Genomic DNA, 17,558 nt, shown 5'->3' with positions numbered 1-17,558 from the left:
CGGTCACGGGAAGGGGTGCGGGGCGGCCCTGGTCTCCGCCTCCGGAAGGTCGTCGGGCCGCCGGCCGGCCGTCCGCAGCGCGGTCCGCATCCGGGGCATGCGCAGGGCCCGCTGCCTGCTCCAGCCGAAGTCCAGCGGCAGCAGTCCGGGGACGACGGCGGAGACGGTGTGCAGGCCCATCCGGTGCTGCTCCGGGGTCGTCTGGTCGACGGCGATGACGTCGTACCCCGCCCCCGTCAGCCGGTCCCGCAGAAAGCGCAGATCGTCCAGCAGGTCGCCCGTGCGGGGGCGCAGCGGCTGCCAGTCGGCGAACACCTCGTCCAGCGGGAGGACGGCGGCCGGCTCCAGGTAGGTCGCGGCGTGCCGGGTCATGGACGGCAGCCCGTAGAGCTGGGCGTGGTCCTTGAGGTGCAGGACCTTGGTGAAGTCCCGCTCCATCGCCTCCAGTTCGGTCCGGCGCTCGGCGACCTGGTAGGGCAAGTGCGGAATGTAGGTGAGGACTTCGGACAGGGCCGACTCCACGGTCTCCACCGGGTCGAATCCGGCCGCCGCGCTGAAGGAGAGGGCGCCGGGGCCGCCGTCCCGGCGGACCGCGAGGGCGGTGACAACGGGAACCGCCAGATCCATGCGCGTGTCGAAGGCGTGCACGTCGTAGCCGTGCAGGGCGGCCCGGTCGAGCATCGAGCGGACGGCGGGGGTGGTGGCCGTGGTGAGGTCGATCGCGGTGAGGCGGGCCCGGCCGTACCAGGCGAGGAGGAAGGCGTCCCGCTCGACGAGTTCGAGCAGTCCGAAGAGGATTGCCTCCTCCGGACTGCCGCCCGTGGCACAGCCGTTGGAGCACTCGAAGACGAAGTTGTCGGCGTCGACGCCGGCGCTGTAGTGGGCGAGCCGGGCCGGGACCAGGACCGGGGCGTCGTCGCGCAGGGAGTGGGCCCAGACCCAGGGGATCGGCCGGTCGGGGTCGAAGGGGCTGACCAGGGGGTCGGTCGCGTACGTCTCGGGGGCGTAGAAACCGCAGTCCGCGGGGTCGAGCGCCTGCCCGGAGAGGTTGGCGTAGGAGTCGACGACCGGGGTGGTGCCGCGTCTCCGGTGGGTGCCCGCGTACCGCTCCAGGCCCTCCAGGTGGGCGAGGGTGCGGCTGGTGGCGTACCGGTTGGCCTGGCCGCTCCAGGTGACGTCGTTGAGGCCCGCGTAGCCGCGGACGAAGTGGGATCCGGCGGCCGGGGCGGTGGTGGTGGAGGCGGGGTTGATCCGGACGTCGGAGCCGAGCGCACCGCAGACCGGGTTGGCGAGGGCGGCGGTGGGCAGCGGGAAGGAGCCCGCGGTGCGGAGCCGGTAGACGCCGGGGGCCGGTTTGGGGGCGGGGCCGAGCGCCATCCGGGCCGCTTCCGCCGTGTCCGGGACCTCCTGGACGCAGGCGGGGCAGAGCGGTTCGGGCAGCAGCGGGAAGGTGGCCGTGGCGAGGGTGACCAGGTCGACCCGGGTGACCTGAGGCAGGGCCCGGTCGGCGGGGGTGGCGGCCGGCTCAGCGTCGGACGCGGGGGCCCTCGCTGCCCGGCCCCGGGCGTCGGCCGCCGGGCCGGGCCGGGTCGGCCCGGCGCCCAGCACCGCACGGTACGCGGCCCACACCGCGTCCACCGCGTACTCCGTGAGCACCGGCCAGTGCGCCGTCCCCTGCGGCGCGTGGCCCAGCTCCAGGGCTTCCCGCTCGGACCGGCTGCGCAGCCGCTGCCAGCGCATCGCGAGGCACTGGCCGCAGGCGGTGGCGCCGGGCCCACCGCCCCACGGGCCGATCAGCACGGCCCGGGAGGTCAGGTGCACGTTGGCGGCGGGCCGGGCGGGGGCGTACGCGTCCGGGCGGCCGAAGCCGAGGACGTCGGCGGCCCCGAGCGGGACGGTGTGCGGGGCGGGCAGGTCGCCGGGTTCCCAGGAGTGGCGGGCGGTCAGCGCGGACTTGAGCCGGGTGCGCGCCGCCTCCAGGGGGGTCGATGCGGTGGCCGTCGTCATGACTTGTCGCTCCAGCGGAAGGTCTTCAGCGCCACCGCTCCGAGGACGAGGGCGAATCCGGTGAGGACGGCGCAGGCGACGCCGATGTCCCGCAGGGGGCCGCCGCCGGTCAGCGCGCCGGAGACCCCGTCGTTGAGGTAGCGCAGGGGGAGGACGCGGGAGAGGGTCTGCATCCAGCCGGGCATGGCGTCCAGCGGGAAGAACGAGCCGGACAGGAACGCCATGGGGATCATCAGGCAGTTGGCGACGGCCGCGACCGCCTCCGGGGTCCTCGCGTAGCTGCCGACGATGACGCCGAGCGCGAGGAACGCGGTGATGCCGAGGACCAGCACCGGGATGACGAGCGGCCAGCGGCCGTCCACCTGGAGCCCGAAGGACGGGAGCATGGCCACGGCCACGAAGAGCGCCGCCTGAACGGCTCCGATGCCGAGGGCCAGGACGTAGCGCGAGGCGAGGACGGCGGAGACGGGGGTGGGCGTCATCCGGATCAGACGGAGGATGTCGTCGCGCCGCCACTGCATGAGGACGAACCCGACGCCGAACACGGCGGCGTTTCCGACGCCCCAGGACAGCACGCCGGGTGCGATGTAGTTGATGTAGGGCTTGCCGCTCTCCTCGACGGTCTGGCCGTGGAAGATCAGCCCGAACACCACCAGGAAGATCAGCGGGAAGGCGAAGGTGAAGAAGAGGGTGGTGCGGTCGCGGGTGTAGGCCCGGTATCCGGCCTGGCTCAGCGCGGTGTAGGCGCTCATCGGGGGTCTCCGTATCGCTGGATCACTGCACGGTGCGGGTGGGGCGGGGCGGGAGGGTCACGGCTGGGAGATGCCGGTGCCGGTCAGGTCCAGGTACACGTCCTCCAGGCTCGCCGTCCTGGTCTGTACGCCCTGGAGGCTCGCGATCGCGTCGACGGCGGCCAGCACCCGGCCCGCCTCGGTCGTCTCCAGGACGAGGGAGCCGCCCTCCTCGGTGACACGGTCGACGCCCTGGACGGCGCGGGCCTGTTCGGGCGTGAGGCGGTCGGCCGGGATCACCAGCCGGGTGGTCGGGCCGGCGGCGGCGATCAGCCGGGCGGGGCTGTCGAGTGCGACGACCTTGCCCGCGACCATGATCGCGACCCGGTCGCAGAGCGCCTCGGCCTCGTCCAGGTGGTGGGTGGTGTAGACGATGGTGCGGCCCTGGCCCTTGAGGTCGCGCAGGACCTGCCAGAGGGAGCGGCGGGCCTGCGGGTCGAGGGCGGCGGTCGGCTCGTCCAGGAAGATCAGTTCGGGGTCGTGGACCAGGGCGGAGGCGATGGCGAGGCGCTGGCGCTGGCCGCCGGAGAGGTCGTCGACCCGGGTGCCGCCCTGCTCGGTGAGACCGACGGTGGCCAGGGCGCGTTCGGCGGCGGCCGCGTCGCACCGGTAGAGGGCGGCCATGGTGGTCAGGTGTTCGCGGGCGGTCAGCCGGACGAAGAACGCCGACGTCTGGGTCTGCACGCCGATCCGGGGCAGCAGGGCGGTGTCGCGCGGCCAAGGGCTCGTTCCCAGGACCGCCACCGTCCCGGAGTCGGCCCGCAGCTGGCCCTCCATGATCTCCACGAGCGTCGTCTTGCCCGCGCCGTTGGGCCCCAGGAGCCCGAAGAACTCGCCGCGTTCGACGGTCAGCGACACTCCGTCGACGGCGCGGGTCGCGCCATAGGTCTTGTGGACCTCCGTCAGGGCGAGGGCGGGACCGGCGGACGGCTGCGCCTGGGGGGCCTGCGGGGTGCGGGGGGCGGTGGACGTCATGGGACTCTCCTTGAGGGGGAACAGCGGGCCCGGGGCGGGCCCTTCAGGCCGTCAGCAGGTGGTGGACGCCCGCGACGGCTGCCGCGAGGGCGCCGGCGAGCACGAGCGCCGTGGCCCCCGCGTAGGCCGGGTAGGCGATGCGGGCGCGGCGCGGGTAGCCGGCCGCTTCCGGGGAGCGGCGCAGGGCGAGCCGCAGGTAGGCGCCGGCCGAGGCGGCGAGGCCGGTGGCCCCGGCGAGCTGGGAGGCGATCCGGTAGCCGTCGAGCGGCGGCAGCGGTACGAGCATCACGAGGGCCTGGACGCTCCCGAGGAGCAGCAGGGCGGCGAACGCCTCGCGCGTCGCGTCGTCGAGCGGCACGAACAGCCACAGGGCGCAGAACGGAAGCAGGAAGATCAGGTTCATCACCGCGCCGGCGGCGGCGGTCGCGATGCGGTGCCGCCGGGTGCCGAGGTAGAGGTAGTCGTCGACCGTGCAGTACATGATGACGGCGGGGAGCCGCCACCGCAGCCCGATCTCGGAAACCCGTCCGCCGTGGTGCCGCGCCACGACGCCGTGCGCCAGTTCGTGGAGGGCGGTGCTCACCCAGAGCAGGACGGCGGTGCCGGTCAGCAGGACGGGGTTCGCGAGCAATCCCCTTACGGCGAGCAGGAGTTCACCAGCGTGCACGAGGACCACCGTCTCCATCGCGAGGGTCAGCGCCAGGAGCGGCGCCAGCACGGCGGGGGCGAGGAGGAAGCCGACGACGCGGTGGAGGCGGGCGGTGGTGGCGTCGGCGTCGGCCACCAGCGGGAGGGATCCGCGCAGGAGGGTGCGCTTCTCCGGGGCGGGCGATGCGGGCGCCGGGGGCTCGGGGGTGGCGGCGGGCCCGGAGGCGGCGGCTCCGGGCGGGGCGGCGGCCGAGGACGCGGGAGAGGCGCCCGGCGCCCCGGCCAGCAGGCCCTTCGCCCCCAGCAGTCCCAGGAGCCGCTTCCAGTGGGCGTCGCCCAGCCGTCGCCCGTACTCCCCCGCGTACTCCTCGCCGATCTCCGCGAGGCTCCGCTCGCCGTCCATGCGGGCGATGAGGAAGTGCTCCTTGGCCCCGACCTTGAAGGAGCTTCCGCTCTCGGCGTCCTTGATCAGGTGGACCGTGGCGGCCCCGTCCAGCAGCGGGTCGCTGAGCAGGACGCGGGGCCGCAGCGCCGGCCGGCAGGAGGCGAGCGCCCCGGGGGCCGCGCTCACGGGGACTCCTTGAGGACCCGGCCCAGGACGTGGCTGAGGTATGCCTCGTCGCGGATGGTGACGTGCAGCCGGTTGTTGGTCATGTGCATGTACGGGGAGAGCAGCAGCGGCAGCGCGGTGGCGGGGTCGGTGACCCGCTCGTCCCGCTCGCCGTCCCAGGATCGGAAGACCAGGTCCCCGTCATCGGCCAGCCTCCGTGCCCGGTCGCGCAGTTCGGCGCAGTGCTCGGCCCAGCCCGCCAGCGACCCGGGCAGCGATCGGGCCCGGCCGGGCGGGGCGGTGGCGGCCCGGACCCGGGCGAACCGGTCCCGCAACCCGTCCGCCGTACGGGCGTAGTTGGTGTCGTACTCGGCGGAACCGATGAACCCCGTGCCGGGGAACGCCCGGTGCCAGAACGTGTAGTAGGCGTCGAGGTACTGCGTCAGCTCCGCCCGGTCCGGCAGGAAGGTGGACGCCATCACCATCATGAACTGGGCCGCGGTGCCCAGCAGTACGGTCCGCAGGTGGAGGTTCTTGGTGGCGAGGGCGTCGATCACCAGGTCGCTGGAGTGGCGGAAGTGCCACTCCGCCAGCTCGATCCCGGCGTGGCCGCCGTACTTCCCGAACTCCGGTTCGTAGGGCTCGCGGTGGCGGGAGTTGTTGGGGCGCAGGTTCATCCGGCCCCGGTCGTCCGTGTAGTGACCGCGCTCGCCGCCGGGGAACTCGATCTCGAAGAGGGTGTTGTAGAAGTCGTTGAGGAAACCGGAGTCGACCTCGTACAGGGCGGGCCGCTCGGTCAGGAACGCGTCCACGGCCTCCTCGGTGCGGCGGGCCACCTCGGGCTCGGCGGCGGGTGAGGACGGCTTCAGCCGCAGCCGTACGTGGGGGCCCTCCAGCCAGTAGTTGATGAAGAAGTAGCCGGCGAGCAGCCCGTCCGCCTCCAGCTCCGCGACCAGCGGGCGGACGCAGGTGAGCAGGAAGGGGCGGGGGTTGGCCGCATAGAAGACGTGGGTGGCCTGCCAGGGTCCGGCGGCGGTCGCAGCCGGGGCGGCGGGGACGGGGGATGTCATGGGGCGTTCCTCCTGCGGGCGGGTGCGGCCGTCTCCACGGCCAGTTCGGCGACGTGGCGGCGGTCGCCGCAGACGGTGGGCAGCGCGTCCTCGTCCGGCAGCATCTCCCGGAACACCACGCGGGCCTCCGGGGACTTGACCAGCGCCTCGAAGGCGGACAGGGAGAGCGGGCTGTCGAAGTCGAGGTACTGCGGTTTGGCCCCGGTCGCGCCCCGGGCTCCGGTGTCCGACACGGTCGCGAAGACCCGGTCGGGCAGGCCGTGGGTGCGCCGGAAGGCGTGCCAGTCCAGGAACCAGCCGTCCTCGGGCGCCCCCGGCCGGTGCGGCGGCAGGACGGTGGCCGGGGCGCTCCAGCTCCGCCGGCTCAGCACGAGCGAGCCGTGCCGCACCCGGGGCCGCCCGGTGACCCCGCCGCGCGGCTCGGCCTCGGGGACGCCCGCCCACACGTTGAGCGGGGCCATCGAGGTCGGGGAGAGGAGGAGCAGGGTGCGGGGCAGCTCGGGGAGGGCGAGCGGGACGAGGTAGCCGAGGTAAACGGGGATCACCTCGCGGTCCAGGCGGACCGAACGCAGGGCGAGCCGGTCGTCCCCGGGGTCGTGCACGAGGTACAGGTCGTCCAGGTCGATCCTGAACTCCGGCTCCAGCGTGCCGCGTTCACCGGGACAGACGATCTCGTACGGAGTGAGCCGGCCGTGCAGGTTGAGGTTGCTGGTGACCGGGCCTCCGGTGACCTCGGCGAGGACCGCCCCCTCGGGCGCCTGCTCCCCGGCGCCCGCGAGGAGCCGTTCACCGAGGCCCTCGAAGAGCTGGGTGAACCGGCTGAACGGGAACGACACCCCGCCGTAGGACCGGTTGAGGACGACGAGAGGGTCGCCAGGCCGGTCGGCGATCTGGACGTGATGGCTCATCGGGGCGAAGCCGCCCGGTGGTACGTCGAGTTCGCCGGCGACCGCGTCCAGGAAGGCGTCGTCGATCCGCACCTCGGCGGCCTCGGGCCCCGCCACCTCCCACAGCCCGGTCATCCGGGCGGTGAAGGCGCGCCGCGCGGTGTCCAGCGCTCGGAGCCGTTCCAGCCCGAGCCAGTTGACCTCGGGGACGTAGGTCCCGTCGGCTTCGTACGGGGTGCGCGAGGCGGTGAACGTCATGTACTGGTCGAAGAAGTCCTCGTGGAAGTCGTGGACCAGCTTCAGCAGGTCGTCGCAGCGCCCGCCGCGTCCGTAGCGCGCCAGGAAGAATCCCTGGAAGGTGATCCGCTGCGGGAGGGTGAGGTCGAAGGCGGGCAGCACCCGCTCCACGGCGGCCAGCGGCCCGGCGGCCAACTCCCGCCAGGCGTCCGGGTCCAGGGTGAGGGCCGCCCCGGAGCCCCGGCCCGGGGCGGCGTCGAGGCCGGGCGGCGCCTGCGCGCCGCCGGGCGCCGGGAACGCGCCCGCCGCCGCGTCCTCGTACAGCAGCGTCTGCGGGACCTTGGCGTGCTCGGCCCCCAGCTCCTCCTCCTGGATCGCCCGCAGCCCCGCCCGTACGGCCGCCAGCAGGGCCCGCCGCTCGTCCGGCGGGGCCTCGGCGAAGCGGGCGGCGTGGGCGGCCGGCTCCTCCAGCCGGTCCGCGAGCCGGTCGGCCCAGGGACGGTCGAGACCGCGCAGCGCGGCCTGGAACGCGCGCAGCGGGTCGGTGTCGTGGACCTCGGTCCGCAGACACGGCACCTGGACCATGCCGACGTCCAGGAGCGCCGCGAGGTACTGCTCGCACTCCTCGCGCGCGGCGCCGCGGTCCCGCTCCAGCCAGGCGGCCACCTCGCCGTAGCGCACGGCGCCGCGCTCCTCGAACAGGCCGAGCAGCCGTTCCAGGGTGCCGCTGCGGCGCAGGAAGAACAGGCGGTCCTTCACCGCGTCGAACGTGACGGCCGCGTCCTCGTCGCCGATGGTGACCCAGCGCCGGACGTACCGCACGCGGTCCTCGTCGCGGCCCCAGCCGGAGGCGGGGGCGAGCGGCAGATCGGCGCGGCGGGCCGGGTCGGCGAGCACCGCGTCGGCCAGCCGCCCCAGCGCCACGACGTTCAGCCTGACCTGCGTCCGCCACTCCTCGCCGACGTGCACGCGCAGTCCGTCCGAGCCGCCGAAGATGCCGGGGGCGACGCCGGTGAAGGTGGAGAACGGGCTGGTCTTGCACGCGGTCCGGTAGACGTAGGAGAGCAGCGACCGTTCGATCTTGCGCTGTTTTCGGTCCGGTCGTGCCCCGGGGCGGGACGCCTTCTCCCGGTAGGCGTCGAGCTGCCCGTCCAGGGTCGGCGAGGCGAGCAGCAGCCCCTTGCGCAGGCGTTCGTGTCCGGCGATCCGGGCCAGCTCGGCGCGGCTGCGGCCGGTCTCGTCGGCCAGCAGGGCGGCCCCGGCGCACCGCAGTTCGTCCAGTGCGCGCCGGCCGGTCAGCCAGTCGATGAGGATGCGGGCGGCGGCCGGGTCGAGGGCGCGGACGCGGGCGAGTGCCTCCTCGGCGGTGGAAGGGCTCGGCAGCCGGTTGTTGAAGACGTCGCGGCGCAGCGCCAGCAGGGCGCGGCGCGACGGTTCGTCGTCGCTGCCGCCGATCAGCCCGTGCAGGTGGTCCCCGGCCTTCCCGGCGAGCCGTGCGAGCTGCTCCGTGGCGTCGAGGACGCCGTCGGCCCAGCGGCGGCTGCCGGGGCAGCGCAGGGCCCGGACCGCGTCGGCCGGGAGCCCGGCCACGCGCAGCATGAACGCGGGCGCTGGGCGGTTGCCGGTCGCGGAGGGGGCGTCGGAGCGGGCATCGGAGGGGGTGGTGGTCATCGTCGGCCCCCGTCAGGCGATCTCGTAGCGGAAGTCGGCGGGGGCGGGGCGTTCGTTGCCGATCATCATGATCAGCAGGGGTGCCTCACCGGTCTCTTCGAGGCCAAGTTCCTCGATGTAGGAGATGTTGTCGAAGCCGAGGGCCACCCCGCAGCCGAGGCCCACGGCCGCCGCCGCCGTGTAGACGGACTGGGCGACGGCCCCGATCGTGGCGTTGACCAGCCGGTATCCCCGGTCGCCCACCGCGTCCAGGACGGCGGTGGTGCGGACCGTCGGCACGAGGACGGCCCCCGCCTGTTCCAGGTTGTAGTTGGCGAGGAAGTAGTTCTTCTGGAGGAACTCCCCCGGCCGCCCCTCCTTCACCCGTCGCAGGGTGTGCCGTTCGGGGTCGTAGGCGTACGAGCCGGGCTCGACGCCCTCGACGTGGTTGACGAAGGCGTACAGCCGCGCCAGCCGTACGTCACCGGTGTCGCCGCCGATCCGCGATCCGGCCGACGCGGCGGCCAGGCAGGCGGCCAACTGGTCCGCGGCGACGGGCTTCTGCGCGTCGAAACGGCCGAAGCTGCTACGGCGGGCACGGAGCGCGGAGCGCACGTCGGCGTCCAGCGGCCGGGGCGGCGGCAGAGCGGTCTCCGGCAGCCGCTCGTCGGCGGGGTGCGCGGCGGCCGGGGCCAGGGCGTCGGGGGCGGGCCGGGCGGCGGCCCCGGTCGCGGTGGCCGCCTGCATCCTGAGCAACGCGTCGAAGGTGAGGACCGTCCGCGAGCGCTCGACGTCGCCGCGCCGCACGGACACGGCGGAAGCGGCGGTCACTCGCCGCGGCGAACTCGGCTTCGCACCAGCCCACTGGAGGGGGACCACGGCGAAGATCCCTTCCCGTGCCGGGTCCACGCCCAGCAGCTCGGCGAGCCGCTCCTCGTCGAACCAGAGGGCCGGCTCGACGGCCAGGCCGCGGGCCGACGCCCACATCCGCCAGGTCTGGACGCAGGCACCGAGGTCCATGGAGACGGCATGGAAGGAGAAGCTGTTGTACTTGAACGAGTTCTGCCAGTACTTGATGCCGAGGACCAGGTACTGATCGGTCCAGGCGCCCGGCGCGCCCTCCCCCAGCGCGTCGCGCACCCGGCCGGAGGCGTCTCCCGTGAGCAGCCGCTGCATGGTGTGGTGCCGGGTGGAGTAGTAGTGCACTCCGGGCGGCACGGGGGCGCTCGGCCCTGACACCCAGTGGATGCTGACCGGGTAGAGTCCGCCGCCCGACGCGGTGCCGCGCGACCAGTTGGCCAGCGGGTAGTGGGGCAGCGCGTTCAGGTCCGTGTTGGCCTGGACCCCGAGGCGGCGGCCGGTCAAACCGTAGGAGTCGCGGAGCATGCCGGAGAGCGTGACGAGGTCGAACTCACCGTACGCGCGGCCCGTTTCGGGGTGCAGCCCCCGGTCGAGCGTCGCCCCGGCCGGATAGGGGGCGTCGGGCAGCGGGAAGCCGTCGGCGCCGGGGTGGTACTTCGCCTTGCGGGGGCCGTCCTGCCAGTTCGGTACGTAGTCGGCGGGTTCCATCGGGATTCGGCCGCGATGCATGATCGCGGCGGCGTATTCATGGGCGTATCCCATGGGGGCTCCTTGGTCGCGGCGGGAGGGGCGGACTCCCGGGAGAAGGCTCGGGGCGGGGCGCGGGGAGAGGCGGGGGGCGGGGCCGTGGGCGCCGGCCAGGTCCGCTCAGGGTCAGGGGAACGGGTGCGGGGCCGGGTTGAGATCGGCGTCGGTGAGGTCCGCCGTCCGCAGCCCCGCCTCGCGCAGGGCGGTGCGCAGCCGGGGCATGCCGAGGGCGCGCTGGCGGGTCCAGCCGAAGTCGATCGGCAGCAGTCCGGGCACGATCACGCTCACCGTCGTGAGCCCGAGGTCGCGCTGTTCGGGCATGGTCTGGTCGACGACCACCACGTCGAACCCGGCGGCGGCGACGGCGTCCACGCACCGCAGCAGGTCCTCGCGCAGATCGTCGGACGCGGGGAGGACCGGCCGGGCGCCGGGCCCTTCCCCGTACAGCTCCGCGAAGGAACGGGCCGGCGGGCGGACGGCGCCGGGTGGGCCGAGCAGGAAGTCCGCGTGGTCGCCCATCTCCGGTATCCCGTACGCCAGCGGGTGGTCGTGCAGCGCCTCGACCTTGGCGAAGTCGGTGGCCATGGCCCGCAGCCGCGCCTCGTCCCGCTCGGTGCGGCCCGGGAGGTTGACGGCGTCGGTGGCGATCTCGCAGAGCGCCCCGGCGAGCGCCGCCTCCGGGTCGAGCCCGGCGCCCGCGCCGAAGCACATCCGGCCGGGCCCGCCGTCGGGACGGACGGCGACGCCGGTGACGACGGGGATCGGGAAGGTGATCCGGGTGTCGAAGAACCGCGCCTCGTACCCGTACATCTCCAGCCGGTCCACCATGTGCCGGACGGCGGGGCGGCGGCTGGTGCGCGCGTCGATCTCGGGGAGCGCGGCCCGCCCGTACCAGGCGAGCAGGAACGCGTCCCGCTCGACGACCTCCATCAGCCCGAAGTAGACGGCCTCCTCCAGCGCGCCGCCGGAGGCGCAGCCGTTGGAGCTCTCCTGCACGAACCGGTTCTCCAGGCCGGGGGCGTGGTAGTACGTGAGCACTTCGGGGACCAGGACGGTGCGGGAGTCGCGGAGCGACCAGCCGCGCACCCAGGGGATCTCCCGGTCCGGGGTGAAGGGCCGCACCCGCGGATCGGCCCGGTGGAAGGCGTCGGAGTACAGGCCGCAGACGCGCGGGTCCACGACTGCCCGGCCCTCCGCGCGCAGGGCGTGCAGACTGGCCCTGACCTGGGCGTGCTTGGACCGGGGCCGCATGCCCGCGTACCGCTCCAGGCCCTCCAGGACCCCGATGCGCATGCTCTCGGCGAAGGTGTCGGCGTGCCCGCCCCAGAACGTCTCGCGCAGGTACGGTCCCGACCTCAGCGAAAAGCATCCGATGGTGGCGGAGGTGGACGTGGAGGAGACGTCCTGGACGACGGAGGGGCCAAGCGCCCCGCAGACGGGGTTGGCATACGGCTGGACGGGCAGTTCGTAGTCCGCGATGTCCCGGACCCGGAAGCCGCCGGGACGCAGCTTGGGCGCGGGCCGCAGGGTGAGCGCGGCGGCCTCGTCGCTGTCGGGCTCGGGCCGCGCGCAGCCGGGGCACTCCGGATCGGGGACGAGCGGGTAGTGGCGTACGGCCAGGGTCTGGAGGTCGACCAGGTGGACGGCCGGGAAGGCCCCGGTCTTCGGCCCGCCCCCGGCCAGCCGGGCGGCGATCACCCCGGCGACGGCTTCGGCCGCGAAGAGGGTCAGGTACGGGGGCGGCCCTGCGGCCCCGGTCCCGGAGCCCAGTTCCAGCGCCTCGCGCACGGCGACGGACCGGACCGCCTGCCAGCGGCGCTCCAGACAGCGGGCGCAGGGGCTGTGGTGGTGCGGGGCGAGCCGGTCGTACGGGACCTCGGGGCCGGGCCGGTCGTGCGGATCGGTACCGGTCCGTACCGGGAAGGGGCCCACGACGGCATGCCGCCCGTAGTGGCGAACAGGTACGGCATCGCCCTCGGACACGGGTTCCTCGGCCGTGAACGCGTCCTGTACGCCGAGGGGTTGAACGTCCAGCGGCACGGCGTTCGCCGTCCCCCCGTGCCGGGCCAGCGCCTTCCCCAGGAGCTCCGCGAACGACCGGGCGCCTTCCCCCAGTACGACGGGCCCGAGCGGGACGGCCGGCGTGGCCGCGTGCGGGGAATCCTGGGCCTGGGGCGCGTCCGGGGGGCCCTGGGGGCCCGGGGTGCGGGGTGCGTCCGGTTCCTGGCGTGCTTCCGGTACGCCAGGCGCTCGGGATGCGTGCGGCGCCGGGGGCGCGTCGGGTGCGTCCCGCGCGGTCTCAACGGGCATCGGTACCGCCCTCGCCGTCCACCGTGAGCAGGACCCGGGCCGTGGCGATGGGCACGGAGGCCAGGTCCGCCGGGGTCGTCGACACGTACAGGGCGTCGCGTCCCGCGGACCGCAGGGCCTCCAGCACCGCGTCGAACGTGGTCTCGGCGCCGTCCGCCGCGACGGACGCCCCGCCCACCGCGATCGCCCCGACTGCCAGGTCGGCCATGAGCGGATCCCCGGGATCGACCGCCGCCCCCGGGTCCTCGGCGGCGAGCTGCACCTGGCCGAGGAGGTCGCGCAGGGCGGCGGCGGTGGCCGCGCGCCGGGACAGTCCGGCACCGACCGCCCAACGCCCCGCCGAGGAAGGGCCGTCCGCCTCCCGGGCCAGCACCACGGACGCCGAGGAGCGGTCCGCCTCGCCCAGGTCGAGGAGGTCCACGGCGATGTCCAGGTTGGCCGCCGATTTCAGCAGGAACACCAGTTCCGGATCGTCGCCGCCGACCGCCACCGGACCGACCCGGGTGGTCCCCCGCACGGCACGGAGCAGGGCGTCGTGGGCGAGCGCGGAGAGCAGCCCGCGCCCTGCCGCCTCCGCCGCGCTGCCGCCCGCCCCGGATCCCGCCGTGGTCGCCAGGTGGGCCCGGTCGTGGTTGTGGGGCCCGAACGGGCGCAGGGCGGCGGCCGGAACGCGTACCGGGTCCTTGCCGATGAGGGAGGTCGCGACCGCCCACGCGGCGGGCACTGCCCCGGTGCCGCCGCCGGTCGTCAGGGCGTCGGGCCCCAGCCTCCGCAGGGCCCGGCCGTCCGCCCGGTCGCCATCCTCGACGTCCGCCGGGGGGACCACGTGCTCCACGTACGCCTCGGCCGCCGCGTACAGCGCCCGCGTCCGCGCGCCGGCCAGGTGGTGCACGTCGAACGCGGCGATGCGCCGGCGCTCGCCGCCCCCGAGCGCCACCTCGACGCGGCTGAGCTTCAACGGGGTCTGGGTCAGCTCCTCGTCGTCGTAGCGGCGGAAGATCCCGGTGTACGGGCGGACCAGCACGGCGCTGATCCGGTTCAGCTCATCGACCAGTTCCTCCGCGTCGCGGGCGGTCTCCACGGTCGCCGTGACGGGCAGCGCGAGCCCTTCGGGCAGGGCGGCGGGGCTCGCCGCGCCGCCTCCGGCCGGGAGCGCGGCGCACCGGGTGCACCGGGGGTGGGGCTGGACCGGCTCGGCCATCACGTCCAGCGATTCCAGGTCCTGGACGAGGACGTGGCCGGCCGTCTCGGCGGGCAGCGCCCCGGTGGCCAGGCGGAAGATCTCGTAGCCGACGAGGTTGCCGACCATGGCGGCGATCGGCCCGGACAGCGGGGCTCGCGTGGTCGGCGCGGCCCCGGCTGCCTCGCTCCACAGTTCGGCCGCCGTTGGGGCGTCGACGTTGCCGCCCAGGCGCAGCAGGGCGCAGTTCCAGCAGCCGGCGGAGCCGGCGGTGGCGAGCGGGCCGACGACCAGACGGCGGCCGAACAGCCAGGCGGGGATGAGCGTCACACCCTCGGGCGCCCCGGCGGCCAGCAGCCGGTGGGTGCGCGCCCCGGCGTCCACGCCGGTGACCACGACGACGTCGTAACCGGCGAGGTCGGCCCAACCCGCTCCCGTTCCGGCGGGGACGGCCTCCACCCGCGCTCCGTTGGCGGCGGCCTCGGCGGCGAGGTCGCCGGGGGTGGGGCCGGGGTCCGGGTCGGAGTCGGCGGCGGCGAGGCCGCGCGGGGCCGTCCTGGCGCCGGGGGCCGCTGACGCGGCGGTGCCGATGGCCGCGCATCCGTTGCGTACGAGACTGAGCGCGCACCAGTGGGCCGTCTCGTCGTCGCCGAGGACGGCGACGCGGGTGGCGCGGTAGCGGGCGAACCGGGCGGGGGCGTCGTCGGTGTAGTGGTCGACGTAGGCGATCTGCGCGGCGAACCGTTCGGCGGTCTTCTCGTCCACGGTCTCCCCGGTGGCCTGCGCCTCGGGGATGTCGCGGGCGAAGCCGCGCGCGTACAGCGTCTTGACCAGTTCGGCGGCCATCGCCCGCTGCGCGGGCCCGAACCCGGCGCAGAGGTCAGCCAGTCGGTGCGCTCCGGTGAGGTGCGGGACGACGAGGGAGGCGAAGCGGTAGGCGGTCCGGCCGGTGAGGTGGAAGCCCCCGTCGGCGTTGTGGAACAGCACCCCGCCGGGGGTCTCGGTGAACAGCACATCGCGCCGGATACGCGGCCGGGTACCGGCGAGCGCATCGAATGTGGTCGTCCCGGGCGCCCCGGGCTCTTTGGCCGTCGCCGAAGGCGCGGCAGACGCCGGAGCCGATGCCGGGGCGGAGGCGGTGGGTGCGGCGGGCGGAGCGGGCGTTGTGGGTGCGGCGCTGTCGGCCATGGGGATCACACCTTCTCTGTGCGGCGGTCGCGGATCCGGGCGGTTCTTCGTACGTGGGCGCGGAGCAGGCCGTGGATGCGGTACGGGCCCGGCGGGCCGTCCTCCAGCAGTCCGGCGTCGGCGAGTTGCTCCCGTACGGCTTCGGGTACGGGTCCTTCGTGCGCGGGCCCCCCGTCGGCCAGGAGCTCCGGCGGCCCCTGGGCGAGGTGGGTGAACGCCTGTGACAACCGGGGGTCGAGCCGGTCGAGCGCCCGGTCGAAGAGGCCAGTGACCGAGTGGCCCGGGGAGTCGGTCAGGGTGAGCCGGGCGAGCGGGTCGTCGCCCAGCCAGTCGACGGCGTCGGCGAGCCGCAGCCCCGGCCGGGTCAGCAGCCGGGCGGTGAGGATGCGCAGCGCGGCGGGGAAGTAGCCGCACACGGCGGTGAGGCGGTGGGCCGCGTCCGGTTCGGCCTCCACCCTCTCGGCGCCCAGGGCGGCCAGCAGCAGTCCGTACGACTCGGACTCCGTGAAAGCGGTCAGGCGCTGCACCCAGCCGCCGTGGGTGGCGATGAGTCCGCCGAGCCCCATCCGGCTGGTGACCACGACGGCGAGGCCGGGCCCGGTCCCGGTCCCGGTCCCGGGTAGGCCATCGGGGGTGAGCAGCGGGCGCACCTGATCGGCGTCCACCACGTCGTCCAGGATGAGCAGCGCGCGCCCGCCGCCCGCCGCGCCGAGGGCGTCGGCGAGCGCGGCGGAGACCTCCCCGGCCGTGCGGGGTTCGCCGTCCGCGCGGGTCATCCGGACGAGTAGCCGGCCTGCGGGGAAGGCTTCCCCGACCTGCCGGGCCACGTGGTGGGCGAGCGCCGACTTACCGATGCCGGGCGCCCCGGAGACCACGACGGTGAGGGCCCGGAGGTCTCCGGGGCCGGTCGGAGGCGGCGCCGTGAGGCGGGCAGCCATCGCCTCGGCCTCGGCGGCGCGACCGGTGAAGTGCGGTACGCCGGGAACGGGCCCGATCCCGGCGTCGGCGGGCGGTGCACAGGTCCCGGCGGTGCTCGGGGCCCCCGTGACCGCGCCGGGCGGGGCGGTGACCGGTGCGGGGGCGAGTTCGGGGGTCTCGGCGTCCGGCTGCGGCACGGTCTCGCCCCGGACGACGCGGGACACCACCACCGCAACGGACGCGGCCGAACCGGAGCCCCCCACCTGCCCGGAGGCCCTCTGCCCGGGCCCCGCGTGACCCGAGCCCGCCGGTCCCGGGCCCGCCTGACCTGGAGCGGCCCCACCGAGGGCAGCCGTAGCGGAAGCCAGCACCGCGGGAACGGACGGACCGGGGGCCGTCGCGCCGGAAGCCGCCTGCCCCACCGGGCCCAGGTCCTCGCCGCGCAGGATGGACAGTTCGAGGCGGCGCAGGGAGGCCGAGGGATCGACGCCCAGCTCCTCCCGCAGGAAATCTTTCACCCTGCGGTACTCGCCGAGCGCCTGCGACTGACGCCCACTGCGGTACAGGGCCTCGATGAGCTGTTCGTGGAAGCGTTCGTGTCCCGGATATACGCGCGTAGCGGTCCACAGGTCGACGAGCGCCTCGCCGCAGCGGCCGAGCCCCAACAGCAGGTCGCAGACCCGCTCGACCACGCGCAGCCGTTCCTCCGCGAGCCGGGGCACCTCGTCGCGGTGCAGAACGGCGGACCGTACGTTGGCGAGCAGCGCGCCCTGCCAGAGCGAGAGGGCGTCCCGGAGCGTGTACAGCTCCGCCTCCGGGTCGTGGTCCATGGCCGTGGCACGGCGCACCTGGTCGCGGAAGGCGAGGAGGTCCAGGGTGGGCGGTCGGGCGACGATCCGGTAGCCGCCGGGGACCGCCTCGATGGCCGTGCCGGTGACTCCGTGCTTGGTGAACAGCCGGCGCAGCCGCAGGACACAGGTCTGGAGGGCGGCCTTGGCGGTGGCGGGCTGTTCCTCGCCCCACACCGCCCGCTGCAAGTACCCGGCGGAAACCGTGGAGTTGGCGTTCAGGAGCAGCGCGGCGAGTAGGTTCGCGGGTTTGGAGGGCTGGAGAACGACGGTGTCGGGGCCGTCCGCGAGGGCAAGCGGCCCGAGGAGCTGGAACCGCACCGCGGCCCGCGCCCCGGAAGGCCGTCCCGCCTCCCCCGTCGCGCCGCCTGTCCCCAGCGGGACCGGTCTCGACACCTCTAGTCCCAGCCGTTGACCAGCTTGCACACCTGTACGGGCGGGGAGTGCGGGGGCAGTTGGCCGAAAACGCCCTCCAACTCCATACAGATCAGCCGGGTGACGTCGTCGACGACGGCGGGCGGCGGGCCCGCCGGTGTGGTGGCCGACGCCGTGCCGGCGGTGAGGGCGAGGGCGGCGATGGCGATACCGGTGACGAGGGCGGCAGCTCTGGCGGTGCGGCGCTGTGTCCGCGCTAGCGGAGACCTGTTCACGTGTTCCCCTTCGGCCGTGGCGTCGGTGCCGGGGGTCCTCC

General features: G+C 74.9%; 11 protein-coding genes. All 11 read right to left on the bottom strand.

Features of this window, described 5'->3' with window-relative positions; genetic code table 11:
- Positions 1-3: 3 nt before the first annotated feature.
- The 11 genes from AMK24_RS28135 to AMK24_RS28085 all read right to left on the bottom strand — a co-directional run bounded on the left by AMK24_RS28135 (position 4) and on the right by AMK24_RS28085 (position 17,517).
- Complete coding sequence (locus AMK24_RS28135; RefSeq protein ID WP_073771707.1) at positions 4-2,007, bottom strand: TOMM precursor leader peptide-binding protein; 2,004 nt, start codon at positions 2,005-2,007, stop codon at positions 4-6.
- The gene (locus AMK24_RS28130; RefSeq protein WP_073771706.1) at positions 2,004-2,759 is read right to left on the bottom strand and encodes an ABC transporter permease; all 756 of its coding nucleotides are present in this window, start codon (positions 2,757-2,759) and stop codon (positions 2,004-2,006) included. The genes AMK24_RS28135 and AMK24_RS28130 overlap by 4 nt, the downstream gene beginning before the upstream one ends.
- A gap of 57 nt (positions 2,760-2,816) precedes the next feature.
- A complete protein-coding gene (locus tag AMK24_RS28125) occupies positions 2,817-3,773 on the bottom strand; it encodes an ABC transporter ATP-binding protein (protein WP_073771705.1) in 957 nt (318 codons plus the stop codon).
- Between the two features lie 43 nt (positions 3,774-3,816).
- Complete coding sequence (locus AMK24_RS28120) at positions 3,817-4,992, bottom strand: M50 family metallopeptidase (protein ID WP_073771704.1); 1,176 nt, start codon at positions 4,990-4,992, stop codon at positions 3,817-3,819.
- Positions 4,989-6,041, bottom strand: a complete 1,053-nt coding sequence (locus AMK24_RS28115; RefSeq protein ID WP_073771703.1) for a lantibiotic dehydratase C-terminal domain-containing protein — start codon at positions 6,039-6,041, stop codon at positions 4,989-4,991. Before AMK24_RS28115 ends, AMK24_RS28120 begins: the two co-directional genes overlap by 4 nt.
- Positions 6,038-8,836 carry a lantibiotic dehydratase gene (locus AMK24_RS28110; RefSeq protein WP_073771702.1) on the bottom strand — a complete coding sequence of 933 codons (2,799 nt, stop codon included), beginning with the start codon at positions 8,834-8,836 and terminating at the stop codon, positions 6,038-6,040. The genes AMK24_RS28115 and AMK24_RS28110 overlap by 4 nt, the downstream gene beginning before the upstream one ends.
- Before the next feature lie 12 nt (positions 8,837-8,848).
- Positions 8,849-10,438 (bottom strand): nitroreductase family protein, encoded by a 1,590-nt coding sequence (locus AMK24_RS28105; protein WP_073771701.1) that lies wholly within the window; start codon positions 10,436-10,438, stop codon positions 8,849-8,851.
- Positions 10,439-10,549: 111 nt separating this feature from the next.
- Positions 10,550-12,733 carry a TOMM precursor leader peptide-binding protein gene (locus tag AMK24_RS28100; protein WP_384578554.1) on the bottom strand — a complete coding sequence of 728 codons (2,184 nt, stop codon included), beginning with the start codon at positions 12,731-12,733 and terminating at the stop codon, positions 10,550-10,552.
- The gene (locus AMK24_RS28095; RefSeq protein WP_073771700.1) at positions 12,723-15,101 is read right to left on the bottom strand and encodes a TOMM precursor leader peptide-binding protein; all 2,379 of its coding nucleotides are present in this window, start codon (positions 15,099-15,101) and stop codon (positions 12,723-12,725) included. The genes AMK24_RS28100 and AMK24_RS28095 overlap by 11 nt, the downstream gene beginning before the upstream one ends.
- A gap of 5 nt (positions 15,102-15,106) precedes the next feature.
- Complete coding sequence (locus AMK24_RS28090) at positions 15,107-17,188, bottom strand: AfsR/SARP family transcriptional regulator (RefSeq protein WP_073771699.1); 2,082 nt, start codon at positions 17,186-17,188, stop codon at positions 15,107-15,109.
- 77 nt (positions 17,189-17,265) lie between these two features.
- The gene (locus tag AMK24_RS28085; RefSeq protein WP_073771698.1) at positions 17,266-17,517 is read right to left on the bottom strand and encodes a hypothetical protein; all 252 of its coding nucleotides are present in this window, start codon (positions 17,515-17,517) and stop codon (positions 17,266-17,268) included.
- Positions 17,518-17,558 lie beyond the last annotated feature (41 nt).

Origin of the sequence: Streptomyces sp. CB02366 (genome assembly GCF_001905905.1) — a bacterium.
Taxonomy (GTDB): domain Bacteria; phylum Actinomycetota; class Actinomycetes; order Streptomycetales; family Streptomycetaceae; genus Streptomyces.
Note: the sequence above shows the minus strand (reverse complement) of the source record. Positions and strands in the feature narration are given on the sequence as shown.

Coding starts and splice junctions, on each gene's coding strand:
- AMK24_RS28100 (WP_384578554.1), bottom strand. CDS start 12,733: ATGCCCGTTGAGACCGCGCGGGACGCACCCGACGCGCCCCCGGCGCCG.
- AMK24_RS28130 (WP_073771706.1), bottom strand. CDS start 2,759: ATGAGCGCCTACACCGCGCTGAGCCAGGCCGGATACCGGGCCTACACC.
- AMK24_RS28115 (WP_073771703.1), bottom strand. CDS start 6,041: ATGACATCCCCCGTCCCCGCCGCCCCGGCTGCGACCGCCGCCGGACCC.
- AMK24_RS28110 (WP_073771702.1), bottom strand. CDS start 8,836: ATGACCACCACCCCCTCCGATGCCCGCTCCGACGCCCCCTCCGCGACC.
- AMK24_RS28095 (WP_073771700.1), bottom strand. CDS start 15,101: ATGGCCGACAGCGCCGCACCCACAACGCCCGCTCCGCCCGCCGCACCC.
- AMK24_RS28135 (WP_073771707.1), bottom strand. CDS start 2,007: ATGACGACGGCCACCGCATCGACCCCCCTGGAGGCGGCGCGCACCCGG.
- AMK24_RS28105 (WP_073771701.1), bottom strand. CDS start 10,438: ATGGGATACGCCCATGAATACGCCGCCGCGATCATGCATCGCGGCCGA.
- AMK24_RS28125 (WP_073771705.1), bottom strand. CDS start 3,773: ATGACGTCCACCGCCCCCCGCACCCCGCAGGCCCCCCAGGCGCAGCCG.